25 protein-coding genes, 1 tRNA gene and 5 pseudogenes are annotated in these 23,253 nt (G+C 61.2%); 13 read left to right on the top strand and 18 right to left on the bottom strand.

Features of this window, described 5'->3' with window-relative positions:
• Window positions 1-6: 6 nt before the first annotated feature.
• Entirely contained in the window at window positions 7-789 is a 783-nt protein-coding gene (locus N1937_RS16085) for an ATP-binding cassette domain-containing protein (RefSeq protein ID WP_003561812.1), read from the top strand.
• A gap of 206 nt (window positions 790-995) precedes the next feature.
• Window positions 996-1,072: transfer RNA gene (locus N1937_RS16090), tRNA-Arg, on the top strand.
• A 31-nt stretch (window positions 1,073-1,103) separates the two neighbouring features.
• Here N1937_RS16090 and N1937_RS16095 read toward each other — a convergent pair.
• The 6 genes and pseudogenes from N1937_RS16095 to N1937_RS16120 form a co-directional block, all read right to left on the bottom strand.
• Window positions 1,104-1,506 (bottom strand): annotated as a pseudogene (locus N1937_RS16095) (IS481 family transposase); the annotation flags it as partial.
• Window positions 1,463-1,591, bottom strand: coding sequence for a helix-turn-helix domain-containing protein (locus N1937_RS16100; protein ID WP_222387051.1), 129 nt, complete (start codon window positions 1,589-1,591; stop codon window positions 1,463-1,465). The pseudogene N1937_RS16095 and the gene N1937_RS16100, both read right to left, overlap by 44 nt.
• Before the next feature lie 4 nt (window positions 1,592-1,595).
• Window positions 1,596-2,057, bottom strand: a complete 462-nt coding sequence (locus N1937_RS16105; RefSeq protein ID WP_260056537.1) for a hypothetical protein — start codon at window positions 2,055-2,057, stop codon at window positions 1,596-1,598.
• Window positions 2,058-2,288: 231 nt separating this feature from the next.
• The gene (locus N1937_RS16110; RefSeq protein WP_260056538.1) at window positions 2,289-3,623 is read right to left on the bottom strand and encodes a sensor histidine kinase; all 1,335 of its coding nucleotides are present in this window, start codon (window positions 3,621-3,623) and stop codon (window positions 2,289-2,291) included.
• Window positions 3,624-3,664: 41 nt separating this feature from the next.
• The gene (locus N1937_RS16115) at window positions 3,665-4,336 is read right to left on the bottom strand and encodes a response regulator transcription factor (protein ID WP_017965669.1); all 672 of its coding nucleotides are present in this window, start codon (window positions 4,334-4,336) and stop codon (window positions 3,665-3,667) included.
• Window positions 4,333-4,680, bottom strand: coding sequence for a PepSY domain-containing protein (locus N1937_RS16120; RefSeq protein ID WP_017965670.1), 348 nt, complete (start codon window positions 4,678-4,680; stop codon window positions 4,333-4,335). Before N1937_RS16120 ends, N1937_RS16115 begins: the two co-directional genes overlap by 4 nt.
• 130 nt (window positions 4,681-4,810) lie before the next feature.
• Between N1937_RS16120 and N1937_RS16125 the strand changes: the two genes are divergently transcribed.
• Together N1937_RS16125 and N1937_RS16130 are read left to right on the top strand one after the other, a co-directional pair.
• Window positions 4,811-5,086, top strand: a complete 276-nt coding sequence (locus N1937_RS16125; protein WP_260056539.1) for a PepSY domain-containing protein — start codon at window positions 4,811-4,813, stop codon at window positions 5,084-5,086.
• Window positions 5,083-5,646, top strand: a complete 564-nt coding sequence (locus tag N1937_RS16130; RefSeq protein WP_260056540.1) for a cytochrome b/b6 domain-containing protein — start codon at window positions 5,083-5,085, stop codon at window positions 5,644-5,646. The genes N1937_RS16125 and N1937_RS16130 overlap by 4 nt, the downstream gene beginning before the upstream one ends.
• A gap of 97 nt (window positions 5,647-5,743) precedes the next feature.
• Here N1937_RS16130 and N1937_RS31570 read toward each other — a convergent pair whose 3' ends face one another.
• The gene (locus N1937_RS31570; protein WP_441005663.1) at window positions 5,744-5,869 is read right to left on the bottom strand and encodes a DUF982 domain-containing protein; all 126 of its coding nucleotides are present in this window, start codon (window positions 5,867-5,869) and stop codon (window positions 5,744-5,746) included.
• A gap of 519 nt (window positions 5,870-6,388) precedes the next feature.
• Between N1937_RS31570 and N1937_RS16135 the strand changes: the two genes are divergently transcribed.
• Complete coding sequence (locus tag N1937_RS16135) at window positions 6,389-6,763, top strand: EF-hand domain-containing protein (protein WP_260056541.1); 375 nt, start codon at window positions 6,389-6,391, stop codon at window positions 6,761-6,763.
• A gap of 53 nt (window positions 6,764-6,816) precedes the next feature.
• Entirely contained in the window at window positions 6,817-7,098 is a 282-nt protein-coding gene (locus N1937_RS16140; RefSeq protein WP_311202816.1) for a DUF302 domain-containing protein, read from the top strand.
• Window positions 7,099-7,341: 243 nt separating this feature from the next.
• Here the strand turns inward: N1937_RS16140 and N1937_RS16145 are convergent.
• Window positions 7,342-8,024: pseudogene (locus N1937_RS16145) on the bottom strand (VIT1/CCC1 transporter family protein).
• Between the two features lie 450 nt (window positions 8,025-8,474).
• On the opposite strand from N1937_RS16145, the pseudogene N1937_RS16150 reads away from it, so the two are divergent.
• A pseudogene (locus N1937_RS16150) lies at window positions 8,475-8,653 on the top strand (universal stress protein); the annotation flags it as partial.
• 125 nt (window positions 8,654-8,778) lie between these two features.
• Complete coding sequence (mgtA, locus tag N1937_RS16155) at window positions 8,779-11,490, top strand: magnesium-translocating P-type ATPase (RefSeq protein WP_260056542.1); 2,712 nt, start codon at window positions 8,779-8,781, stop codon at window positions 11,488-11,490.
• Window positions 11,491-11,516: 26 nt separating this feature from the next.
• Here the strand turns inward: mgtA and N1937_RS16160 are convergent, their stop codons facing one another.
• From N1937_RS16160 to N1937_RS16170, 3 genes are read right to left on the bottom strand one after another with little or no spacing between them, the layout of a single operon-like run.
• Entirely contained in the window at window positions 11,517-12,491 is a 975-nt protein-coding gene (locus tag N1937_RS16160) for an ABC transporter ATP-binding protein (RefSeq protein WP_162116571.1), read from the bottom strand.
• Between the two features lie 34 nt (window positions 12,492-12,525).
• On the bottom strand, window positions 12,526-12,678 hold the full coding sequence (locus N1937_RS16165) for a hypothetical protein (protein WP_003568450.1): 153 nt from the start codon (window positions 12,676-12,678) through the stop codon (window positions 12,526-12,528).
• A gap of 22 nt (window positions 12,679-12,700) precedes the next feature.
• A complete protein-coding gene (locus N1937_RS16170; RefSeq protein ID WP_260056543.1) occupies window positions 12,701-13,354 on the bottom strand; it encodes a CBS domain-containing protein in 654 nt (217 codons plus the stop codon).
• A 57-nt stretch (window positions 13,355-13,411) separates the two neighbouring features.
• Here N1937_RS16170 and N1937_RS16175 point away from each other — a divergent pair, with 57 nt between their 5' ends.
• Complete coding sequence (locus N1937_RS16175) at window positions 13,412-13,615, top strand: hypothetical protein (protein WP_162116426.1); 204 nt, start codon at window positions 13,412-13,414, stop codon at window positions 13,613-13,615.
• Window positions 13,616-13,728: 113 nt separating this feature from the next.
• Here the strand turns inward: N1937_RS16175 and N1937_RS16180 are convergent, their stop codons facing one another.
• From N1937_RS16180 to N1937_RS16190, 3 genes and pseudogenes are all read right to left on the bottom strand, one after another.
• On the bottom strand, window positions 13,729-14,901 hold the full coding sequence (locus tag N1937_RS16180; protein ID WP_260056544.1) for an acetate/propionate family kinase: 1,173 nt from the start codon (window positions 14,899-14,901) through the stop codon (window positions 13,729-13,731).
• Window positions 14,894-15,247: a hypothetical protein gene (locus N1937_RS16185; protein ID WP_017965680.1), complete on the bottom strand. Its 354-nt coding sequence runs from the start codon at window positions 15,245-15,247 to the stop codon at window positions 14,894-14,896. The genes N1937_RS16180 and N1937_RS16185 overlap by 8 nt, the downstream gene beginning before the upstream one ends.
• Window positions 15,228-16,862: pseudogene (locus tag N1937_RS16190) on the bottom strand (MBL fold metallo-hydrolase). Before N1937_RS16190 ends, N1937_RS16185 begins: the two are co-directional and overlap by 20 nt.
• A 510-nt stretch (window positions 16,863-17,372) precedes the next feature.
• Between N1937_RS16190 and N1937_RS16195 the strand changes: the two are divergent.
• Together N1937_RS16195 and N1937_RS16200 are read left to right on the top strand one after the other, a co-directional pair.
• A complete protein-coding gene (locus N1937_RS16195; protein WP_017965682.1) occupies window positions 17,373-17,672 on the top strand; it encodes a hypothetical protein in 300 nt (99 codons plus the stop codon).
• Between the two features lie 49 nt (window positions 17,673-17,721).
• Window positions 17,722-18,084, top strand: a complete 363-nt coding sequence (locus tag N1937_RS16200) for a universal stress protein (protein ID WP_260056545.1) — start codon at window positions 17,722-17,724, stop codon at window positions 18,082-18,084.
• A 10-nt stretch (window positions 18,085-18,094) separates the two neighbouring features.
• Here N1937_RS16200 and N1937_RS16205 read toward each other — a convergent pair whose 3' ends face one another.
• On the bottom strand, window positions 18,095-18,460 hold the full coding sequence (locus N1937_RS16205; protein WP_017965684.1) for a hypothetical protein: 366 nt from the start codon (window positions 18,458-18,460) through the stop codon (window positions 18,095-18,097).
• Between the two features lie 45 nt (window positions 18,461-18,505).
• Window positions 18,506-18,964 carry a pyridoxamine 5'-phosphate oxidase family protein gene (locus tag N1937_RS16210; RefSeq protein WP_260056546.1) on the bottom strand — a complete coding sequence of 153 codons (459 nt, stop codon included), beginning with the start codon at window positions 18,962-18,964 and terminating at the stop codon, window positions 18,506-18,508.
• A 129-nt stretch (window positions 18,965-19,093) separates the two neighbouring features.
• Here N1937_RS16210 and N1937_RS16215 point away from each other — a divergent pair, with 129 nt between their 5' ends.
• Window positions 19,094-19,915 (top strand): universal stress protein, encoded by an 822-nt coding sequence (locus N1937_RS16215; protein ID WP_260056547.1) that lies wholly within the window; start codon window positions 19,094-19,096, stop codon window positions 19,913-19,915.
• Here N1937_RS16215 and N1937_RS16220 read toward each other — a convergent pair.
• Together N1937_RS16220 and N1937_RS16225 are read right to left on the bottom strand one after the other, a co-directional pair.
• The gene (locus N1937_RS16220; protein WP_260056548.1) at window positions 19,912-21,774 is read right to left on the bottom strand and encodes a heavy metal translocating P-type ATPase; all 1,863 of its coding nucleotides are present in this window, start codon (window positions 21,772-21,774) and stop codon (window positions 19,912-19,914) included. The genes N1937_RS16215 and N1937_RS16220 overlap by 4 nt on opposite strands.
• 28 nt (window positions 21,775-21,802) lie before the next feature.
• Window positions 21,803-22,126 (bottom strand): TraR/DksA family transcriptional regulator, encoded by a 324-nt coding sequence (locus tag N1937_RS16225; protein WP_017965688.1) that lies wholly within the window; start codon window positions 22,124-22,126, stop codon window positions 21,803-21,805.
• 237 nt (window positions 22,127-22,363) lie between these two features.
• Between N1937_RS16225 and N1937_RS16230 the strand changes: the two are divergent.
• Window positions 22,364-23,196: pseudogene (locus tag N1937_RS16230) on the top strand (HAD-IC family P-type ATPase); the annotation flags it as partial.
• Window positions 23,197-23,253: the final 57 nt, after the last annotated feature.

A 23,253-nucleotide genomic window follows, 5' to 3' on the forward strand; every position in this document is an offset into this window, starting at 1 on the left:
CCAGACATGGCTGATCAACGCACTCCCCTCGTGGAACTGAAAAACATCTCGATCTCCTTCGGCGGCATTCACGCCGTGGACAATGCCTCGGTCGATCTCTACCCCGGCGAAGTCGTGGCATTGCTCGGCCACAACGGTGCCGGCAAATCGACGCTCATCAAGATTCTCTCCGGCGCCTACAAGCGTGATGGCGGCGAGATCCTGATCAACGGCGAGCCGGCCGACATCCGCAATCCGCGCGATGCCAAGAAATACGGCATCGAGACGATCTACCAGACGCTCGCCGTCGCCGACAATGTCGACGCCGCTGCCAACCTCTATCTCGGCCGCGAGCTGAAAACCCGCTGGGGCACGCTCGACGACGTCGCGATGGAAGCCTCGGCTCGCGAAGTGATGGGGCGGCTGAACCCCAACTTTAAGCGCTTCAAGGAGCCGGTGAAGGCGCTCTCGGGCGGCCAGCGGCAATCGGTGGCGATCGCGCGTGCGATCCTCTTCAACGCCCGCATCCTGATCATGGACGAGCCGACGGCAGCCCTTGGGCCCCAGGAGACGGCGCAGGTCGGCGAGCTGATCAAGCAGTTGAAGAAGGAAGGTATCGGCATCTTCCTCATCAGCCACGACATCCACGACGTCTTCGACCTCGCCGACCGCGTCTCGGTGATGAAGAACGGCCAGGTCGTCGGCCACGCCCGAACCGAGGACGTGACCAAGGACGAAGTCCTCGGCATGATCATCCTCGGCAAGGTGCCGTCAAAGGCAATCCCCGGCCCCGGCGCCATGCAGATCTGACCGCCGCCAAGGCGATAGCCAGGCCAACCACGCTCCGCCGCCCGCAAGGCCGGCGGAGTTTTTTATGCAACGGTCCCCAGGCTGATGGATAAAAACATCCGCCAAATCGCAAGCATCGGTATTTCCGAGAATTTCGCGATTGAAGCCAGCCGCAAGCTAGGCTAAGAACCACCCATCGGACAGGCGATTCTAACCGCCTCAGGCATGCACCCGTAGCTCAGCTGGATAGAGTGTTGGATTCCGATTCCAAAGGTCACAGGTTCGAATCCTGTCGGGTGCGCCACCGTTTTCCGGGTCCGTTCTGGACACATGGGCTACGGTTTATTCTGAGACATAGGTAACACTTTTGAGCCGAAAGGGTTCGGCAGTGGTTCGAGCCTGCATGTCTCGTCATCGAAGTATCCCAGATCGTAATCCATGAAGCTTGCAAGCCAGATATGGTCTTCGACCTGCTTGATTCCAACGGCCTGCCCGGCGAAGACCAGGCTGAGATTGATCTTCTTTCGCTTGCAGCAGATGCGGCCGCATGTTGTGACGGTAACCGTCTGGTCGTGGAACGGATAGTCGATCTCCGGCAGGCCCTGATAGGGGCGAAGCGTGGTAGCGCTCTGCCGGGCAAGCCATGTCAGGGGCTTGGTGTGGCCGCTCTGTATTGAATTCTTCGACGAAGTCGTCAAAGCGGGCCTGCTGCTGCAGGAAATTGGCGCCGGCCGGTCTTGCGGGAGATGCCGAACTCGCGGCACAGCGCCGCTATCTTCTCGCCATCCAGAACCCGCGCAACGAATTTGAGACGCTCGTCCATAAGGCTACACTCCTGCCAAGGCACCTTCGCTCTCCTCGCAAAGGCCAAAAGCGTAACCCATGTCTCCGGTATGAACTGTCACCCTTCTCTCGGGAAGGACACTGGCGAGTTGGTCGAGAACCTGCGAAAGGTTATCCCCCAGCCCAGTTTCGCGCGCGAAGGCCGTGGCGCACTCCGCCGTCGTTATCGGCCGTCCGGCCTCACGGAGAGTGCGCAGAGCGAAGCCCCTGCGGTCGAAGTCCCTGAAGAGGTCGGAAACGCCGTCGGTATTCGATCCGTCCCGCTTGCTACGGCGGCGGAACACCCTTGGCTCCGTGCCGGGATCATATTCCGGCTCGTATGTCCGGATGACGACGACGAAAGCGGCCTGCTGCTGCTCCAGCGCGGCGAGCTCCAACCGCAGCTCCTCAATCCTCAAGCGGATCTCGGCCTGTTTCCGCTTCAATTCGTCTGCAACAAGGACCATGCACAATTACCCCCTAGGATCACACCGATCCTAGGGGTTCAGCAGACCGAAGTCTGGTGGCAGTTGCTACCTAATTGCGTGCATGCATTTGCTACCGAATTCGGTAATTGTCCCCTCCCTGTTGGTTTCCACGCGGCCGCAGTTACGGCACAATTTAATGAAGGATACTCGCGCGTCGGCAAACGCGGACATACGGCGTCGATCCCCCCGGAAGATGTTATGTTGTCGCCGCTACTCTGGAATGGAGTTTTCGGGGGCGATGACGTCGGGGAAGACGACTTCCGCACGGAAGCCACCTTCGACGCGGTTTTCCAGGCTGAGCGCAAGATCGTACACCGCTGCGATCTCCGACACGATGGCAAGACCCAGACCAGAGCCGGGTTTCAAACGGTCGAGACGGACACCCCGATGCGGAAGATCGGGCAATCTCTCTGGCGACACGCCTAGGCCGTCGTCCTCGATTACGAGGCGGGAATGGCCATTCTGTCGAACCGCGCTGACATTTATCCTGCTCCTGGCCCACTTGCAGGCGTTCTCGAGCAGGTTTCCCACAAGTTCGCGAAAGTCGTGCGGGTCGACCGGCACTCTTAAGCCGTTGGCAACGTCTATTTTCCAGGCGAGGCGTTCGCCTGCATCAGTGTGTCTGAGCATTCGAACGGTCTCGTTGATGATCTTCTCGACGTCGGCATCGCCACTCCGTTGATCAGGGCTCGGGGTGATACGGGCACGGGCGAGCTCGTGCTCGACGTGCGAGAGCATAGTCTCGGCAAGATGGTCGAGTTCATCGGCGATCTCCACCTCGCCCTTCTCCCGAAGCGAGTACGCGTTGTTTGTGAGAACGGTCAGAGGCGTCTTCAGCCCGTGAGCCAGATCACTGGCCCTGCCCCTGGCCTTCTCCATCGCCGCGGCCTGGCTTTCCAGAAGTTTGTTCAGTTGATTGACGAGCGGTTGGACCTCGCGCGGATAGGCCCCCGCCAGTCGGCTGGCCCTCCGGTCGCGCACCGCTTCAAGATCACGGCCAATGCGGTCGAGGGGTCTCAATCCGATCCAAAGCTGCCCGATCGACATCAACACGAGGAGCGCGGCAAGAACGGCGACATAGGGCAGGATGTCGAGAGCAAATCCAAGGCGCGCGCTGTCGACCTCGTCGGCATTCACCGCCACAGCAATGCGAATGGGTCTCGTGCCCTCCGGTGCGACCAACGACAGCACGCGTTCCTGAACAAGGACATCCTTCCCCTCCGGCCCGGAGAGACGATATTGATGCATGATGCCGACAGGATGTGAATCCTGCGGCAGAGCCAGGACGTAGTCGAAGAGCGAGGAAGATCGGACCTCCGTCTTCCCCACAGGATCGTCGATCTGCCAGTAGAGCCCCCCATAGGGTATCAGGAAACGATTGTCCGGAGGGTTCTCGGGCACCTGCAGCCTGCCTCCCGGCAAGAAGCGGATCACGGCCGCCAGACGGTTTATGTGTCCGGTCAACTCGTTCTGCACGCGCTTGCTGTAGCTGTCCGCAAAGATCTGGACGAGAGCGACGGATGCAGCGGCAAGGCAGATCGACACAGCTATCAGCGACGTGATGATGAAACGGCCGTGAAGCGACCTCATGTCCCCTCGCCCGATGCTATCTGGTACCCGAAGCCTCGGCGCGTGACGATGGCGTTCCTTCCAAGCTTCTTTCTCAGCCGTCCGATCAGGACCTCCACCGAATTGCTCTCCCGTTCAAAATCCTGGGTGTAAAGCTGCTCGGTAAGCTCGAGCTGGGAGATCGCGCGACCGCGGTTCTGCATCAGCACCGACAGGCATTTGTACTCCATGGGCGTGACATCCACAGGCATCCCGTCGACCATCACCGCGCGTCGGCGCGGGTCGATGGAAACGGGACCTGAAGACAGGACCGCACTGGCATGGCCAGAATATCTGCGCAGGACTGCGTGCAATCTGGCGAGAAGCTCCGCGATGCGGAATGGCTTGCCAAGGTAGTCGTCGGCGCCAGCGTTGATCCCCTCGACGCGCTCCTCCCAGTTGCCGCGCGCCGTCAAGATGATGACCGGCATGTCACGACCGTTCGCCCGCCAGTTTTTGAGGATCGTTAGGCCGTCGATCTTCGGCAGACCCAGATCAAGGACGACGGCGGCGAAGTCTTCATGCTCGCCGGCGAACAGGGTGGCTTCTCCGTCGGTCTCGTGGACGACGTTGAAACCGGCCTTGGTGAGCTGGGCGGCCACGTCACGGGCGATGAGCGGGTCGTCTTCGGCAAGCAATAGGCGCATCATTCGTTCTCGATTTCGACGATCCTGCCTGACGCGGCGTCCAGTTCCACCTCCGTGACCTGACCGCCGCCCCTCAGAATCCGGAACTCGTAGATTATGCGATCGTCATGCCGATCGACACTGATATCGATCAATTCGCCGGGCAACTTGGCGAGGACTTTCGCCTTCAGTACGGCCAGAGGCAGGATTTTCCCTTCGTGCACCCGTTTAGGAAGGTCCTCGTGCGACGGCAGGTCATCCGCTTCGCGGGTACGACCAGGGAAATCGTCGGCATGTGCGCTCCATATCGGAAGCAACGGCCACAGAAGAACTAGGCAGACGAACGCGAGCGTGCGGGGCGGGTACATTGTCGAAGAATATCCTATCGAAGATGACAATAACCTGACAATCGCGATCAGGTCGCCGTCAGGTCGCGCCCCATAGGTTCGAGGCCGACCAGATGAGCAAAATCGCTCCTGGGATGATGGAGAAAGACCAATGAAGAAAATCATGTTCGCAACCCTCCTGCTCGCCACCGCGTCGATCGGCGTTGCCCGCGCCGAAGAAGGTCAGAATTGCACGCAGGTTTCCAAGGACCGGTGGTTGAGCGAGGACGGCATCAAGGAAAAGGCCAAGGCCGCGGGCCTCGATGTGCGCCGGGTCAAGGTGGAGGGCAGTTGCTACGAGGTCTACGCCGTCGATATGAAGGGCAAGAAGGTCGAAACCCTGTTCAACCCCGAGACCGGCGCAGTGGTCGGCAAGGAAAGCGAATGACCATGCGCAGGATGGATACGGATGCGGCGGGCGCTGGCTCGCCGCCAAAGATCAGGGTCTGGGACCCGGTCGTGCGGATGTTCCACTGGGGTCTGGTGGGCCTGTTCGCGTTTTCCTTTCTGACGGGCGACGAGTGGAAACAGGCGCATATTCTGTCGGGCTACGCCATCGTAGGTCTCCTGCTCGTGCGGATCATCTGGGGCTTCGTCGGCAGCCATCACGCGCGCTTTTCCAACTTCATCTACGATCCGATCACCACCCTCGACTTCATGCGTGACAGCCTGGCCATGCGCGCCAAGCGCTACATCGGCCACAATCCGGCCGGAGGCGCGATGGTGTTAGCGCTGCTCCTCGCGATCTCGGGCATTGCCACAACCGGGTACATGATGACGACGGACGCCTACTGGGGAGTGGAATGGGTGGAAGTGGCGCATGAACTGCTGGTCAATGTGACGCTTGGCCTAGTCGTCCTTCACATCGCTGGCGTCCTCCTGGCAAGCATCGAGCACAGGGAAAACCTTGTCCGAGCGATGGTAACCGGCAGGAAGCGAGCCGATTGACCTGGATCGGCGTCGCGGCCGAGTAGGACCTGAAGCCATGGAAGACACCTGGTTAAGGACTTGTTGCTCATTTGCCGAGCTGATCTCGTCCCGGCGTCTACGAACGACCAGGGGCCGCGCAGGTGGACATCCTGGCTTCGTCAGCGGTCTGAATGAAAGCCGTGCGCGCGGTCTCCTGCGAGACATGCCCGCTTACGGCCGCGGCGCAATCTCTCTCGCGAATGCGTGTTTTCTACGCCATCGATTGGCGGGAAAGTCGAGCGCTCGCTCGCTCCGCCGACAGCCTCAGGGACGTTCATCCCGCCTGGACGAAAACAGGTTCCGACCAGGTTCCTTCAATCTGTTTCTGGGACGTCATCCTCGATCTCCTGAACGTTTCGAATTGCGAGCGGGGCATCATTACGAGGGCTGGACCACGATCAGGCGCTGGCTGATGACGTCAGGATACAGCGTTCGACCGGCATGGACGTTGATATCGGTCAAGCCGGGCACGATCGCACTCTGAAATTACCTTGTTCTCGCCTTAGCCGGCTCGCTCCTCCGTGTCGCTTCAGCCGCGCTCATTCCTCGGCACGCAGGTGGCTGACGTCGCAGTCATGGCGCGGCGCGAAGGCGATCGGTCCGACCTCGATGACTCGAACCATACAAGTGGTTGATCCAGCGCAATGTGTGAAGCCAGTAGGCATCCTATTCTCAAAGGCAGCTCCAACTCGTGGAGGACAACACTTAAAGGAGATTCAGGATGTCCGTGTTCAAACGGCCAACGATCGCTATGTTGGCCTTGCTCGGTGCCGTGGGCATCGCCTCTGCCCAGACGAAAAGTCCAGACCCGGCCCAGTCGGAGGACAAGCCCGATGCCGACGGATCGGAAATGATGCCAGGCATGATGGGCGGCAACATGATGCCATCTGGCATGTACCCAGGAATGCGCATGATGGGGCCAATGCGCGGTCATATGGTGAAGATCATGTTTGCCATCGCTGATAGCGATGGGGACGGTGCAATTTCTTTCGAAGAGTTGACCGCAATCCACAAACGCGTCTTCAACGCGGTTGACGCGAACAAGGACGGCAAGGTTACACCTGAAGAAATGCAGGCATTCATGCAAGACATTTGATTGGACGCCGCGCATTTGCCGGCCGTTGCATGGGAGCCTAAAGGAGACTTCTCATGACCTATACGCTCGATAGAACTCTCTGGGCGACCAGTTTCGACGATGCGGTCGGCAGGACCAAATCCGCTCTCATCAAGCACGGGTTCGGTGTTCTGACGGAGATCGACGTCAAGGCAACCATGAAAAAGAAGATCGACGCCGACATCGACGACTACCTCATCCTCGGAGCCTGCAATCCGCGCATGGCGTTCGAGGCGATGAAACTGGAACCGAAGGTGGGGCCATGCTGCCGTGCAATGTCATCCTGCGCGGGGTCGGTGGCGGCAATGTCATGGTGAGCGCCATCGATCCGGTCGCATCCATGCAGGCTATCGACAACGAAATGCTGACCAGTCTGGCAGGCCGGGTTCGCTCGATGCTCACCGAGACGGTCGCCGAGATCTGACGATTGGGAGTTCCGGCCACCGAGCTCTGAGGGGTCGATCTTGCGTCGCCCCTTTCGTTGCGACCAGAACCGCAACATCCTACAAACTCACCCCGTCCTCAAGCTGGGCGTGCAGGAAGGGGCGGAAAGTTACTGGTCAGACTGCGGTATCAACCAGCGTACCGATCCCCGCCGTCAATGTCATAGCGAAAGCGCCCCAGAAAGTGACGCGCGTGGTGGCTCTCCAGACGTTGGCGCCGCCCGCTTTCGCACCGATAGCCCCCAGCAGCGCGAGGAAGGCCAAAGACGCGGTTGCAACGGTATAGATTAGCACCGAGGCGGGCGAAAGTACGACCATGAGCAGGGGCAACGCGGCCCCCACCGCAAACGTGACGGCCGACGTCAAGGCCGCCTCAACCGGCCGGGCCGCCATGTGTTCGACGATACCGAGTTCGTCGCGTGAATGCGCGTCGAGAGCATCATTTGCGGTCAGTTGGATCGCGACTTGCCTGGCCAGCCCGTCGGTAAGGCCGCGTTTGACGTAGATCTCCGTCAGCTCCTCGCACTCAGCTTCTGGTTGCGTCTCCAACTCGACTCGTTCTCGTGCAAGATCGGCTTCCTCGGTGTCCGCTTGAGAGCTTACCGACACGTATTCGCCGGCCGCCATGGACATCGCGCCCGCGACGCCTGCTACCAGGATCTGCGAGGGTCCGGCGGACGCGGTAGCGACGCCCATGATCAAGCTCGCCGTCGAGACGATTCCATCGTTTGCGCGAGGACGGCAGCCCTTAGCCAGCCGATGTGGGAGACCATGTGATGTTCCGAATGCAGTCTGCTCATGCGCGTCTCCCGCCCGGCGGCGACGCTGACGAGCACGTAAATACCCGCGCCTATGGTGACGCCGAGACCGTACAGGACGGCGTGCGACAGGGTTAGCGTGCGTGCTAGTCTCGGCCGCATCCCGGCGGTTTCGGCGGTCGTTGAATTCACTTCGCGCTCCCATTGTTCACAGACACGTCTGGCTTCAATACCGGAGCTCGGCCATCAAGGATTTGACCACGATCAACTTACGCGGGCTTCCAGTTGGAAAGGCGCCTATGTGAACTTCCGGTTATCGTGGCGCTCGGAGAAGGAGAGGCGGAATTCTGGCACGCGGCGCCGGCCGTGGCCAGGAAGACGGAGCGCCGGCAATTGCGTTACATCAATGCCGAGTCGAGACGAATGGGAGATAGATGATTGCAATCGCGGCGGTCAGCGAGAGATGGAGCAGGACATGACAGCACAATATTTGCCGCTCGATTTACCTCGTCATCCATCGGTTTGAGCATTCAGGAAGCAGCACTGGAACTGGACACCGATATCCTGGTCATGGGAGGATTTGGACACTCGAGGTTACGCGATTCTGTCCTTGGAGGAGCAACCGATGGCGTCTTGCACGAGCCTCTTTGCCTGTCCTCATGTCACATTGACGAACTGTCCTCGCCGTGGCTTACGACTGGTTTCGGCGCTATTAAGCGGCGCGACCTTACCGGGTTCGAACAGCGTGGACGTGGGTATCGATCAAGCCAGGCACCTTCGATGCGAAACACGAAGCTTGACGACCATCAATGACTTCCTCGTGGCGGAGACGATAATCGGCGAAATCAAATACGGAGTTCGCCATGGATACCCCGTTCCTCCCTCTCCTCCCCTCTCGTCCGCTTTAGAGGTCGCGACTTCTGCATACTGGGTGAGATCGCCCATGGAGCTGGGCGCTGCCCTCGCCAGCTCCCTGCAGGACGGGCTGACGTCCGGCGAAGCGGAAGAACGGCTACGACGGTTCGGGCCGAACTCTCTTTCCGAGGAAAGCGGCGGAGGCATGTTGGCGAACTTCGCGCGCCAGTTCAAAAGTCCGCTCGTGCTCGTGCTTGTGTTCGCAGCGCTTGTCGCGGGTAGCGTCGGCGAAGTCCACGACGCCTTCATCATCGGCATCATCATTCTCGCTAGCTGCTTCCTTGGTTTTCTGCAGGAACATGGCGCGCAACGAGCGGTCGAGGCGCTGCGACAGCGAATTTCTCTCACTTCAAGGGTCCGCCGCGACGGCGCCGACAAGGTCGTGACTGCAACCGGCATCGTGCCGGGCGACCTGATCCTGCTCTCGGCGGGGAGCCTCGTCCCTGTCGATGCAGTCATCGTTGTCGCGCAGGATTTAAACGTCAGCGAAGCGACGCTTACCGGAGAGACTTTTCCCGTTGCGAAGGCGCCCGGCTTTTCAACCGAGGACGCCGGTCTCGCGGACCGTTCCAACTGCGTGTTCGCAGGAACCTCGGTTCGGAGCGGCACGGCGACGGCCCTTGCTATCGCGACCGGCCCCCGCACGGAATTCGCACGGATCGCCAGCGCCGTCGCGCGTCAGATTCCGGAAACGGAATTCGCTCGAGGTGTTCGGCATTTCGGATTTCTGATGACGCGGATCATGCTCTGCATCGTCGTCGTCGTGCTGGTGGCGAATCTCCTGCTTCACAGACCTATCGTGGACTCTCTGCTTTTCTCGCTCGCGCTTGCCGTCGGCCTGACGCCTGAGCTGCTGCCTGCGATCATCAGCGTGACGCTCGCGCGCGGCGCCCGGACGATGTCGAAGTCTGGCGTGATCGTTCGCCGCCTCGATGCAATGGAGAACCTTGGCAGCATGGACGTGCTTTGCACGGACAAGACGGGGACGCTTACCGAGGGCGTCATCCGCCTTGACAGTTGTGTCGACCCGCAGGGCGTCGGCTCGCCGGAAGTGCGGCGGCTGGCACTTTTCAATTCGGCGTTTCAATCGGGAATGAAGAATCCGCTCGACGACGCCGTGACGGCCACGATCGCCGCGGGGGAGATTTCTCCCGACGCCCGCAAGCTTGCCGAGATCCCCTACGATTTCTCGCGCAAGCGCCTATCCGTGATCGTTGCCGGCAAGGACCGGCCGCCGCTGTTGATCTGCAAAGGAGCGGCCACCAACGTGATCGACGTCTGCGCCGCCGTCATGACCGCGCGCCGCGAAGTGGCCTTGGACGACAATGTCCGCAAACGATTAGACGATGCCTGCCGGCAATGGGGAGAAGCAGGCATGCGCGCGCTCGCGGTCGCCACCCGGCCCATATCCAAAGCCGCTCCCGAAATCTCGAGGGAAGACGAATGCGGGCTTTGCCTGCAAGGTTTTCTGCTCTTCTCGGATCCCCCGAAGACCGATATTTCAGCCGTGGTAGCAAGCCTCATGGAACGAGGGGTGCGGATCAAGGTGATATCGGGAGACAACCGATATGTCGTCCAGCATCTCGCGTCGTCGATCGGAATCGACGGTTCCCGCATGCTCACGGGGAAAGAGGTCGGCCGCATGAGCAACGACGCACTGTTCAGCCGTGCGGGGAAAACCGACCTGTTCGTCGAGATCGACCCAAATCAGAAGGAACGGATCGTGGCGGCCCTCCGCAAGGCCGGACACGTGGTCGGATATCTTGGAGATGGGATAAATGACGCGCCGGCCCTTCACGAGGCGGACGTCGGGATTTCGGTTGAGGGCGCGGCCGACGTCGCCCGCGAGGCTGCCGACGTCGTCCTGATGCGGCAGGACCTCGCCGTCCTTTCGAAAGGCGTGGACGACGGACGCAGGACCTTCACTAACACGATGAAGTACATATCGATCGCGACCAGCGCCAACTTCGGCAACATGATCAGTATGGCAGCGGCGTCGCTCGTGCTGCCATTCCTGCCACTCGTTGCCAAGCAGATACTCCTAAACAATCTGTTGTCGGACCTGCCGGCGATGGCAATCGCCACGGACAAGGTCGATCCGGCAGACCTTCGGCGTCCGCAGCGTTGGGACATCTCCCGCATCAAGAGGTTCATGCTCTGGTTCGGGCCGCTAAGTTCTCTCTTTGATCTGGCGACGTTCGTCGTCCTGCTGGCAGTGTTTTCCGCCGGACAGGACGAGTTCCGCTCCGCATGGTTCGTTGAATCGCTCATGACTCAGTTGGTGACCATGCTCGTCATCAGGACGCCCGGTCCGATCTGGAGGAACCGGCCTAGTCCGCTGCTATTCGGCACGGCGATCGCCGTCGCTGCGGCGGGAGTGACCATCCCCTACACCCCGATCGGGGGGCTTTTTGGTTTCGTTCCGATCCCCCTCGAAATTCTCGCAATGCTTTTGGCTGTGACCTTGATCTACGTATCAGCTCTCGAGACCGTGAAGATCTTTTACTTTGCGACGTTGTCAACGCAGCACCATTCACTGCAGCGAGCGTCGCGTCGTCGGCCTCGCGCTCGTACAAGGCGCCTTCCAAAATAGGCGTGATCGCCGGGCGCGGAAGGCACTCACGTCTTGCCAATGCCAGCGCCATCGAACTTCGCGGCGTCCCTGATGAGCCTGAACTTCACCTGGGTCACCCTGAGGTCACGATACCAGTCCACGATCGCCCCCCAAGGGTCGACGATCTTTGCCAGTCCCGAGACGAAGGCGACAACGGTGCCTATCTCGGTCTTGCCGGTGACAACATAATATCCCCCGAGGACGAAAATGCCGACATAGCCCAGTTGCGCCATGAGATTCATGAGAAAGTTCATGGCGTACTTGTAGCGGTAGATCTCCATGTTGGCGGAGAAGATCGCTCCGATGCGCGAAGTTTGAGGATCCTCTCCCTGGCCACCTTCGATCGCATGCACCATGCCTTCGCTGACGTCGCGCATGATGGCGACCTTCGCCTCGACCCGGCGGTTGATCGCGGCCTGCAACATCGGGACGAACGCAATCTGCGGGGCGAAGGTTGCTGCGACGGCCAGCATCATCAGCGGTTGGAGATAGATCAGGTAGCTGCAGACGGTGACAAGGATGCCGACCTGCAGCAGCGGCTCGGAGATGCTGGTTCCGACGAAACCGCCCACCGGCTCGGCTTCCGCAAGCACGATCGACAGCTCGACGCCCTCGAGCATGGATTCTGACGGCGGCGTCTCGGCCCGATGCAGAACGCGCGCCCGCAGCCAGAGCGTGCCCTTCTCGCCCACCCAGCTTCTGTAGAGATTGAGGGTGAATTTTATCACGCCCTCCAACACTGCCACCGCGAGATAGAGGGATACGAGAAAAAGAAGCGTCCCGTATGACGCTTGCTGGGTCGCCTCATTGACGATCCGGCGCTGGAGTTCGAGAGGCGCCGCGCCGATAACAAACAGAACCAGGGACAGCCCGGCGATCAACGCCTGATGACGCCTTCCCATCAGCCAGATGAAACCGAACAGGTCGGAGGGCATCGAATCCGTCGCGCTTCCGGTCTTTTGCAAGACGCGGCCCGGCATTCCAATCCTGGAGGGCCAAATGTTCATCGCGCACTCACGGGTCAGAGAGAGAGCGCTCGACGCGCCCGCTTCGAGAGTCGTCGGATGGTTTCACCAGCAGGACGCCCACGACCGTCCCGACCATGAGGACAAGAATGACGAGGAGAAGCCTCGACATGACGGCGTCTGCGATGACCCTGACAAACATGACGGAAACTCCAGGGACGATTTCATCGTTTGAGGGGGCTCACCATGCGGAAGCCAGGGTGATCTTGTTCACCACGCACCTTGGCCGCTGAGCGTTCCAGCTCAGTGTCGACCTCTCCCCTCAGGGTGACGATCCCGTTGGAGACGGTCGCTTTGACCGTAGGGGCGGTTATTTCGAGCTCGGCTTCCAGGCGGCTACGAACGGCGGTCCCTACCGCCTCGTCGCCGGAAGCTGTGCACTGCCGAGGAACATCGAGAAGCGCTCGCATCAAGTCGCGACGGCTGATCATTCCGGCGAGCCTACCGTTCTCGACGACCGGCAGGTGCTTGATGTCGTGGGCCTGCAGCAGTTCGGCGAGTTGGCTGGTGGTGGCGGTCGGGGTGGCGCTGACGACGGGCGTCGACATCACGTCCTTGACGCGCCAGCTTCGGGCCTTCACGTAGTCCGCCAGTCCATCTTCGCGGTCGCGCGTATGTGGGACCGCCCGTCTCGCCCAAGACGACGCCACCCGGCGCAGCAGGTCTCCCTCCGTGACGATGCCCGTGAGCCGACCTTCGCCATCGACGACGGGCACCGCGCCAATTTTGCTGGCGTTGACGATCTCGACGGCTTCCCTGACGTTATGTCCCTCGTCGAGCGTCGTAACGGGGGTCGTCATGATGTCTCTAGCAAGCATCGTGTCGTCTCCTTTAGATTGGCAGGACAATTACACGCGAAAATTCGATCCGCCGCCTTGACGAAGATCAAACCTGAGCATCGTGTCACGGCGGAGGTCGAGGAAACCAGTTTCCTCCTAAGACGCCTTTTCCCGTGCGAGTTCAGTACCTCCGGCACGTCCTCGCCATCCTCTTCGATGGACGCTTCGACGAGCCTCATCACGGTGATGTTGAACGGCATGGTCGTCGTGCATTGCTCCACGCACATGGACCTGCCGTGATCGGTGCGACGGTACGCCAACCGATGAATGAGTGGAAGTAAGCGAAGATGACCGGCTTACTCCGTGAAGATGTCGTTGAACGCGCGACTTAGCGTGCACACATGTTCGACCCCTTAAAGCCTGTGGCGGCTGATGACTTCGATCGCTTCGTCGGCGATCACCTGTTCCTCGTCGGTCGGAATGACGAGGGCGACGATTTCGCTTTCCCTCGCGCTGATCACGGTCGCGTTCATCTTGTTCGCGGGCTCGCTCAACGAGAGACCCAGCCAAGCCAGATGGCGGGCGACGCTACCCCGTATCTCCGGCTGATGCTCACCTATGCCGGCCGTGAAGACGACGGCGTCCACGCCGCCCAGAGAGACGGCGAGCCTTCCTATCTCGCCGGCAATCCTGAAGCAGAAGAGGTCGAGGGCTTCCCTGGATGCCGGATGGAAGTCCTGCAGCAGGACACGGACGTCGCCGCTTTTACCGGAGACGCCGAGCAGGCCGCAACGGTGATAGAGGAAATCCTCGAGACGATCCGCGTCGTGAAAATTGTTGCGCAGAAGGTGGACGACGGCACCCGGATCGAGCGAGCCCGGCCGAGTCGACATCGGAATTCCGTCCAGCGGGGAGAAGCCCATGCTGGCGTCTATACTCACGCCGTCGACCATGCCGCAAAGGCTCGCACCGCTTCCAAGGTGCGCGCAGACGACACGGCCGGCGGCAAGATCTGGATCGTGTTTCCTGAGTTCGCCGGCGACGTACTTATAGGAAAGACCGTGGAAGCCGTATCTGCGGATCCCGGCGTCGTGCAGCTCCCTTGGAATGGCGAGCCGTGCGGCAAGACTGCTCTGCGACGAATGGAATGCGGTATCGAATGACGCTGTTTGCGGTATGTCCGGATATGCGCTTCGGATTGTGCGGACGATCGCAAGCGCCGGAGGAAGATGCACCGGCGCGAGATGCGTCAGATCTTCCATTCCGAGGACCACTTCGGGCTCCAGCAGAACGGGGCCATCGAAGACCTGTCCGCCGTGGACGATGCGATGGCCGGCCACCACGGGGTCGAATCCTCTGCGGACGATGCAATCGACGGCCTGCGAAACCAGCCGCGCATCGATTGCTGTCCCGGACGGAAGATCGACAGCCTCGTCCCCGTCAGAAAATCGAAAGGTGAACCTTGGCGGGTCCCCGAGCGTGGCAATACCGCCTCCCAGCCGGAGTGCCCGGCCGTCCTTCAACCTGAAGACGCCGACCTTGAGGCTGGAGGAACCGGCGTTGAAAGTGACGGCAACCCTATCCATGGCCCGGAGTCCTGGGGCGTGCCGTCCCAGCAGACCTCGCAGCCACCTTCGTTGCAGCCCGCCTGGCTGCCTCCTTGCTTGCCTCTGCGAAGAATTCGCATGCGTACTCCAGGGCGGCCTTCTCGTCTTCCGACGACAGACCGAACGGCGCGCACTGCTCCTTCATCGCCCGCAGGATCTTCTTCTTTAGCGCAGCGACCGCAAAGGCATTCTTCGAAGCGAGAACCTCCTGCAGGCAGGTTATAGCGACGACCTCCAGGACGATAAGCTTGCCTTGCACTTCCCCCTGGCTCGGTATCGCGAAGCGTTCCCCGCCGCGCTTGCAGTCACGATCCATGATCAGCATTGCCGTCCCTCCTCCCTTCGACCGCCGGAACATCGTCCGGGTCCAGTGCGCGTCGAAGCCTGCGCAGCACGACCGCGCGACCCTTTTCGTCGGCGACGGATGTCAGATGATCGGACAGGTCCAGAACGAACCGCTGATAGTCATTGTTCCAGTCGGGCCTGCCGGGCACGACCGGCTTGATACGTGCGGGCGTCCTGTCGTCGATGAGGCGTGCACCCGACGGTGCAAGCTCGTAGGCGTCGTCCAGCGACGGGCAGACGACCTTTGCAGAAACTTGCTTTGGGAGCCGGGCGGACATCGCTTCACGAGCGCTCTCCTCTCCATGGACGAGGAAGATCGCCTTCCGGATCGGTTCCCGACCCGCAACCCACGCGTCCAGTTCGCTTGCATCCGCATGTCCGCTATAGGCGTCGAGCGTGGCCATCCTGGCGCCGACGTGAATCTCCTCGCCCTGGATGCGGACGTCGGTCGCGCCCTCCTGCAGGATGCGGCCGAGCGTCCCCGCCGCCTGAAACCCGACAAACAGCACGGTGCACTCCTGCCGCCAAAGCCAGTTCTTCAGGCGGTGGCGGATCCGCCCCGCCTCGCACATTCCACTTGCCGCGATGATGATGTGAAAGCCTCGGACGAGATCGAGCGCCTTCGACTGCTCGGCCGTCTCGGTGAAGCGGACATTCGGCGCATTGAGCGCGCGAAGGAACGCCTTGCCGTGACCGAGGTCGGCCGCATGCCTCTTGAATGCCTCGGTCGCTCGCGATGCAAGCGGCGAGTCTATCATGATAGGGCACCGCGGCACCTCTCCTTCGTCCATGAGGGCGACGAGATCGGTCAGCACCTCCTGCGTCCTCTCGACGGCGAAGGAGGGAATGAGAAGAACCCCGCCAGGGCTGTTCGAGGTCGCCACCACGTCGCGCAGCCGGTCCCGTCGAACCTTCAGGGCGTATTCTTCCCGTTCCCGGTCTCAGTATGTGCTTTCGCAGATGAGGTAATCGACCCCGGAAGGTGCCCGCGGGAGATTTTCGAACAGCTTGTTGCTCGCGCCGACGTCGCCGGAGAACAAAATTCTTGTCGGTCCGTCGGCGCCGGGGGCCTCGAGTTCGATCGATGCCGAACCCATCAGGTGTCCAGCATTCCAGTAACGGAACCTTGCGCCGCCAACGGTCTCCCGCCACTCACCATACTCGACGGCGATGAACTGCGGCAGCATGCTGCGGGCGTCGTCGGCGGTATAGATGGGCTCCACCGGCTCTCGCGCCCTTCTGCGATTCCTTCGGTTGAGCTGTCGGACCTCCGACTCCTGGATATGACCCGAATCCTGCAGCATGATCGTGCAAAGGTCGATCGTTGCTGCCGTTGCAAAGATCGGTCCACCGTATCCCGCCTTCGCGAGCTTCGGAAGCAGCCCCGAGTGGTCGATGTGCGCGTGCGTGAGCAGCACGGCGTCGATCGTCGATGGTTCGAAGGGGAATGGCTTGTAGTTGAGCTCCTTCTCCGATTTCGAGCCCTGGAACATTCCGCAGTCGATCAGAATGCGCGTGCCACCGGCCTCTAAAAAGAAGCACGACCCGGTGACCGACCCCGCGGCGCCGTGGAAATGGAGAATGGGATTGGCCATGACAACTCCTACTGTTGTCACGAACCTACGCCGCCGCAGGCGATCGTACGTTGACGAAGGTCAAAGACAAGCTCGACGACGGACGCTTAGCCGTCGGGCGCCTAAGAGTTGCTGCAGGAAGGCCTCGTTGCATCCACAAGAGCATGAATGCTGGTGACGCATCGGATGCGGCCGCCTTCGCCATCGAGAATACTCCTGGCGATCGATCGCGTTGCGAAACCGCCGTCGCGTGTAGCCGGTGAAGCCGGGCTCGTCGCATAGATTATCCGCGACCCGCGGCAAAATTCGCAGTGCCGCGGGCGTGGCCCAACCCCCGAGGCGAATCGTACGGCCCCTCGTCAAGCACCATTGCCCTAACGTGTCCCTTCATAGTCAGCGGAATCTCATCGCCTTCCCGACCTTCGCTTGATCCGGGTCAAACATCCGGATTGATGCTCGTCAAAGACGGATTGCCTTGGGGCAGATAGGCTCCTGGACACAGCGACACGACCTCATCCAAAGGAGACGGACATGCGCGAACACGAAAAGACACGCAACACCGCAGCCGACGTAGCCACGACCGCTTCCCCGGTCGAGCGAACATCGGCAGACCTTGTTCTCGAACGTCGGGACGAGGATCGCTGGGAGGTGACGGCGGCGACGCCGCGGGGCCAGGCATGGGCGAGAGACCATTTCTGCTGCGCGCTGCGGCAATCTTTCACTGGCAGCATGTGTCTCGACATCATGAGCGCCGATCGGCTTCTCAAGGAAGCGCATGGCGAGGGCCTGACGACCGAGTTCGTCAGCCTGTCTGGAAAGGACATATACTGAGATGTTCGCCACAGTCGTCTGCGCCATCGGCCGAGGATCCCGGCAACGCATGCTCCAGCTTATCGAAACGGCCCGCGCGCAGCTCGCGCACAACGGAAGCCTCCACCTCGTTCACGCGGTGGAGGGCCTACCCTCGTCCGCCTCGCCGGACGATTGGGCGATCGAGGTGATGGCCGCCGCTGAGACCAGACTTTCGGAAGCCCTGCGGTCGACCGACACTCCTGCTTCTATACACGTCCGGGCGGGGAACCCGTCTCAGATCATCGTGGCCATCGCGAAGGTGACCGCCGCCGATCTCGTCGTGATTGCCTCTCACCGGGACGACGTGCTCGACCGGGTCTTTGGCTCGGTCGTGGATCACGTCGTGCAGCGCGCACCATGCTCCGTGCTCGTCTTGCGAACGACCCGGTGAGCAGCGCGCTTCACACGACCCTCTTCGCCTCAGCCTCCCTGACCTGACCGGCGGCGATGTCACGATACAGTTCGGCGGTATGCGACAACAGTCGTGACCCGGTCTCGCAAAGCCGCGACACCTCCTTAGGATATTCCTCCAGCTCGGTCTCGACGAAGTCCGAAAGGACCTCGACCGCATCGCCGTGGTCGATGCTGCAGCCAAGTCTTGTCAGAAATTCAAAGCATCGAAGCCCTCGCCGAGCGGCGGACGCCGTCAAATCCGTGGTGATCGTGGCCGACGTGACGAAGATCTGCTCTTGGATCAGAGCCCCTGCGCAAAATGCGGGTCCGAGGGTAAAGTTGAATGTGGCGCTTGGACTGGGGAGATATGTCATGTGGTGCTCCGCTTGTGGGATGTGGGTTCGGCTCGATCATCGCGGTCATTCCGTTCTGACCGCGCTGCGTCCCGACACGGCTGTGACGGCAATGCCGTAGAAGACGTGAGGAGAACCATCGGGCATCGGGATCTCGTTGGGCTTCATAGAGCCGATCTCCCACCAGTCCGAATACTTTTGGAGAAGCGACCACGCATGGAGCCTTTCGCTTCGTCGCGCATCGCTGTCCGGAAACTCCTCGAACCTGCCTTCGACGACGATGCTCGTCCACCCGCCGGCGCTCGAACGCTGCTCGACGTGAAGGCAGATCTTGTCGTTTCCCCGCATCCAGTCGAGCTTCTTGCCGGGCATGGTGAAGCTATAGGCGACGCCGCCGGAAAAGGCGAAATAGATCGCCGCCACGTAAGGCTGCCCATCCTTGCAGCAGGCGAGATGACCGAAGCGTTCGTTCTCAAGGATTCGGTAGCACTCACCGGGGTTGATCTCCGTCAGCTTGATCGTCATGGCCGTGTTCTCCAGCTTTAATGAAGGCACGATCATAGGAGCTCCGTTGCGCCGCGGCCTTGACAAAGCGCAATGCAAACTCTCTCCGCGGCATGCATCATGACGGCTGTTTAACCTCAGGAGGCCAGCATGAAGGCGCAGTTCCATCTTCCGTTATCGACCTATCCCGACCCGAGTTCCTTCACCGTCATCGACAACGCGATCGACCTCGCTCGGCAGAACGACGCCGATCTCGTCGCCAGCATCCCGCAAGTCCGGATCCCCCAGGTCCATCAGCCCTTTCCCACTTTTATCGATGTCGACACATGGCGGGAACAAGCAGAGCGGTATAGCCGGGACAGCGGGACTTCGCTGCGGGAACACGTCGCCGACGCTATTTCGGAAACTGGCTTCGAGGTGCGAATCCACGGATTCAAGGTCAGGGAACCGTTCGTCTATGAACGCTTTTCTGAAATTGCCAAGTGCTACGACCTTTCCATCGTCGAAGCCTCGGAGCTCTCCCGACAGCTCTCCGAAACGCTGCTATTCGGAAGCGGCCGTCCGCTCGTGCTATTTCCAGCCACCAGGGTCTACTCTCGTGTGGACACGATCGCCGTCGCCTGGGACGGCAGCGCCACTGCAGCGCGCGCCCTTTCCTGCGCACGGGTCCTCATCGAACGCGCGATCAAGGTGCAGGTCATCTCGATCACCGACGACAAGGAGATCGACAAGGCGAACCGCGCCCTCTTGATCTCCTCTTTGAAGCACGCAGGATTGGACGTGGACGACGTTGCGATCCAGGCAGGCGGCGAGACCGCGACCGCCGCCATTCAATCGGCGGCGCTGGAACGAAAGGCAGACCTCCTCGTCGCGGGCGGGTTCGGCCATTCCCGGCTTCGTGAGTTCATCCTCGGCGGCGTCACTCGCGAACTGCTCGCCAAGGCCGAGCTGCCGGTGCTTCTCGCCCATTAGAGGGCGCGAAGGGCGTTGAGAATGACCGCCACGTCGATGGCCTCCTGAAGCAATGCGCCGCCGACCGGCGGAAGGTATCCCGCTCCCGCGAACCCCATCGCGAGGAGCGAGAGACCTATGCCGGCATAGATGCTTTGAACCGCGATCTTGCGGGAACGACGCGCGATGCCGATCGCCGTCGCTATCCTGGTGAGGTCGTCCCGGACGAGCACGATATCGGCGGCCTCCGCGGCCGCCGCAAGGTTCTCGACGCCGACCGCGATTCCGACGTCGGCTGCCGCCAGCGCTGGCGCGTCGTTCACGCCGTCGCCGACCATCAGCACTTTCCCGTGGACGCGTTCCTTTTCGATGACTGCGACTTTGTCTGCGGGAGCGAGCCTCGCCGCGACGTCGTCCAAGCCAAGCGAGCGAGCTATGGCTGTCGCGATAGCCAGTTCGTCGCCGGAAGCCAGGACTATTCGAGAGATCCCTGATGCCCTGAGCTGGCTGACGAGTTGGACAGCGTCTTTGCGAAGCCGGTCCTCGAGCGTGATCGTGCCAGCCGGCGTGCCGTCAAACAGCACCTTTATACGCATTGCACTGCCTGATCCGTTCGGCCCGGACGGCGGAGCTTCTCCGAAATACGTGTCTCCTCCGACGCCCACATGCACGCCATCGACAATCCCGGAGATTCCGGATCCGGCGGTCTCGGTCACCTCCGATGGGCGACTCAGTACCAACCCACGTTTATGCGCCTCGTCCACCAGCGCGCGTCCGACCACATGCCCCGACGCCTGGTCCAGCGAGGCGGCGAGCCGCAGGATCCTGTCGGGGTGTTGCGGTCCTTCGATGTGGCCAACTTCCGGCTGTCCCGCGGTGAGCGTCCCAGTCTTGTCGAACACCGCCACGGTGGCCTGGGCGAGAGCATCGAGAGGTCCCGCGCCCTTCACCAGAACGCCCTCCTTGGCAGCTTTTGAAGTGCCGGCCGCAAGCGCGACGGGTACGGCAAGGATCAACGGACAGGGGGTGGCGACGACCAGCACGGCCACGATCCTTGAAAGGTCTCCGGACATGAATGCCGAGCCTCCTGCAATCGCCACCGTGGCGAATAGGAACCAGACCGAGAACCGGTCGGCCAGGCGCATCAGCTTCGCCTTGGAGCGCCTCGATGCTTCCACGAGCCTGACTATGCCGGCATAGGTGCTGTCCTCGGCGCGGCTCAGAACGCGAATTTCGATCGCGTCCCCCTCGTTCGTGGCGCCGCTCGAAATTTTGCCATCCCTGGCGATGCGCACCGGGAAAGGCTCTCCGGTCAGCACCGCCTGGTCGATCGTCGCGACTTCGCCAACGAGAGTCCCGTCGGCCGGTATGACGTCACCCTTGCGTATCAGGAGCACGTCGCCGACCGCGACCGTCTCGATCGGAATTTCGTCGAAACCGGTTCCGGCAAGCCGCAGGGCCGTCCGCGGCACTTGCGCCAGCAAGGCCGACATGCGCTCGTCGGCGCGACGATGTGCGTATGCCTCCAGAAACTGACCGCCGGAATACATGAGACCGACGATCGCTCCAGCAAGATATTCGCCGAACCATAAGGAGGAGCCCATGGCCAAGGCCGCAATCAGGTCCAGGCCATATTCCTCTTTCCGCAGCTTCCTGGCCATCTCGGTACAAAGAGACAGCAGGATCAAGCTGGTGCAGCCTACCAGGATTAATCGATATCCAAGGCCGTAATCCGTGAGATGAAAAGCGAGTGCAGCCGCAAGCGCAAGGAGCGACGACAGCACCAGAAAGCCCGACCGGGAGCTCCCGTTCCTCAGTCGCGAGAGCCTGGCTTGAGGGTACGTCCACCTGCCCGCCCTCCAAACCGCCGCTGTAACCACCTCTCACCCTCCCATCAATCCGGAAGCCTCAGCGAAACGACTTTGCGCAATCGATGCAGAACGGCGTATAGGGAACCGCAGTTAGCCGCTCCTTGCCGATCGGATGATGGCATTTGACGCATCGCCCATATGTGCCATCGTTCAGCCGGTCGATAGCCGCGTCGATGGCCGCAATCTGGTCGCGCCCCTCGGCTTGCATCTCGCGGAGAACTTCGTCGTTCTCAACCTGGGTCGCGCGCTCCTCGCTGTCCTTCTCGAGCGCCACGCAGAGGTCCGCATCGATCGCTCCGAGACGACGGACAAGATCCTCCTTCATCGTCTGCAACACCGTCTGTACCGAGCTTTTGTTCATTTTAATCGCCTTTCAATCATGCCGGATCAATTTGGGTCCACACGCGATGCCGTCGTAATACCGAACCAAACGCACCGCCTTCGAAAGGCCGTGACCGCATATGCCGCGGTCACAAGTCGTCTGCAGCATATCTCAATGCGATCGGAGCTCCTTGATCCCGGTCAATGCCGCCTGCGCAGGGGCACATAGGCTGTCGCGCGAGCTTTCAGTGAAATCGTTGCGACCAGCCCGGAGACCATGATGAATCTCACGGCGCAGACACCCGCCCCCACCGCACCTACGGCAATCGGTCTGACCGACGTCGAGGCCGCGGAACGCCTTGCCGAGCTCGCGCCAAACACGCTGCCCGAGCCTGAGCCCCCATCGCCGCTGAAGGTGTTCCCCATCCAATTTCGCAACCCGATCATTTACATTCTTTTGCTGGCGTCGGGGCTCTCGTTTGCGACCGGCAGGATCGAGGACGCCCTGTTCATTCTCGTCGTGCTTCTGATCAATGCCTCCATCGGCACGTATCAGGAGTATTCTGCGGATCGGGTGGCCGCCGCCCTTCGCAAGCTCGAGCAGCCGTCGGCCAGGGTCATCGCCGCCGAGTTGGGAAGAGCCGATTCCTCGCAGCCTCCGCTTGTCGCCCGTCTGCTGAAGTTCACGAACGCGCTCGCTCTTTTCGTAGGATTGGCGGCATTGGTGCTGGTAGTCGCCGGCTTCATGCGGGGCCTGCACGATCTTGTCATGATGTCCGTAGGTCTGGCGGTGAGTGCTGTGCCGGAAGGGCTTCCGATCGCCATTTCCGTCGCGCTTGCCGTCAGCATGCGGCGGATGGCCGGCCGCAATGTCATCGTCCGAAGCATGCCGGCGGTGGAGACCCTGGGTTCGACCACGATGATCGCCACGGACAAGACGGGTACCTTGACCAGCAACGTGCAGACGGTGACTGAAATTCGCCTGCCTGATGGCACGGACATCGCTCTGGACGCCCATGCCGATCTCGACAGGTGCTGGACGGCGGCCTGGTCCGCGAGAGGGCGCGCAGGCTGCTGCGCGCACTGCTTGCAAACGAACCCTCGTCCGCCGGGACGACCGCGATCGTTCATCCCGTGTTGCTTGACGAAGATCAAAGACGTCAGCGC

The organism is Rhizobium sp. WSM4643 (genome assembly GCF_025152745.1).
In the GTDB taxonomy this organism is placed as follows: domain Bacteria; phylum Pseudomonadota; class Alphaproteobacteria; order Rhizobiales; family Rhizobiaceae; genus Rhizobium; species Rhizobium leguminosarum_I.

Coding starts and splice junctions, on each gene's coding strand:
- N1937_RS16085 (WP_003561812.1), top strand. CDS start 7: ATGGCTGATCAACGCACTCCCCTCGTGGAACTGAAAAACATCTCGATC.
- N1937_RS16100 (WP_222387051.1), bottom strand. CDS start 1,591: ATGGACGAGCGTCTCAAATTCGTTGCGCGGGTTCTGGATGGCGAGAAG.
- N1937_RS16105 (WP_260056537.1), bottom strand. CDS start 2,057: ATGGTCCTTGTTGCAGACGAATTGAAGCGGAAACAGGCCGAGATCCGC.
- N1937_RS16115 (WP_017965669.1), bottom strand. CDS start 4,336: ATGATGCGCCTATTGCTTGCCGAAGACGACCCGCTCATCGCCCGTGAC.
- N1937_RS16120 (WP_017965670.1), bottom strand. CDS start 4,680: ATGTACCCGCCCCGCACGCTCGCGTTCGTCTGCCTAGTTCTTCTGTGG.
- N1937_RS16125 (WP_260056539.1), top strand. CDS start 4,811: ATGAAGAAAATCATGTTCGCAACCCTCCTGCTCGCCACCGCGTCGATC.
- N1937_RS16130 (WP_260056540.1), top strand. CDS start 5,083: ATGACCATGCGCAGGATGGATACGGATGCGGCGGGCGCTGGCTCGCCG.
- N1937_RS16135 (WP_260056541.1), top strand. CDS start 6,389: ATGTCCGTGTTCAAACGGCCAACGATCGCTATGTTGGCCTTGCTCGGT.
- N1937_RS16140 (WP_311202816.1), top strand. CDS start 6,817: ATGACCTATACGCTCGATAGAACTCTCTGGGCGACCAGTTTCGACGAT.
- N1937_RS16160 (WP_162116571.1), bottom strand. CDS start 12,491: ATGCCGGGCCGCGTCTTGCAAAAGACCGGAAGCGCGACGGATTCGATG.
- N1937_RS16165 (WP_003568450.1), bottom strand. CDS start 12,678: ATGTTTGTCAGGGTCATCGCAGACGCCGTCATGTCGAGGCTTCTCCTC.
- N1937_RS16170 (WP_260056543.1), bottom strand. CDS start 13,354: ATGCTTGCTAGAGACATCATGACGACCCCCGTTACGACGCTCGACGAG.
- N1937_RS16180 (WP_260056544.1), bottom strand. CDS start 14,901: ATGGATAGGGTTGCCGTCACTTTCAACGCCGGTTCCTCCAGCCTCAAG.
- N1937_RS16185 (WP_017965680.1), bottom strand. CDS start 15,247: ATGCTGATCATGGATCGTGACTGCAAGCGCGGCGGGGAACGCTTCGCG.
- N1937_RS16195 (WP_017965682.1), top strand. CDS start 17,373: ATGCGCGAACACGAAAAGACACGCAACACCGCAGCCGACGTAGCCACG.
- N1937_RS16200 (WP_260056545.1), top strand. CDS start 17,722: ATGCTCCAGCTTATCGAAACGGCCCGCGCGCAGCTCGCGCACAACGGA.
- N1937_RS16205 (WP_017965684.1), bottom strand. CDS start 18,460: ATGACATATCTCCCCAGTCCAAGCGCCACATTCAACTTTACCCTCGGA.
- N1937_RS16210 (WP_260056546.1), bottom strand. CDS start 18,964: ATGACGATCAAGCTGACGGAGATCAACCCCGGTGAGTGCTACCGAATC.
- N1937_RS16215 (WP_260056547.1), top strand. CDS start 19,094: ATGAAGGCGCAGTTCCATCTTCCGTTATCGACCTATCCCGACCCGAGT.
- N1937_RS16225 (WP_017965688.1), bottom strand. CDS start 22,126: ATGAACAAAAGCTCGGTACAGACGGTGTTGCAGACGATGAAGGAGGAT.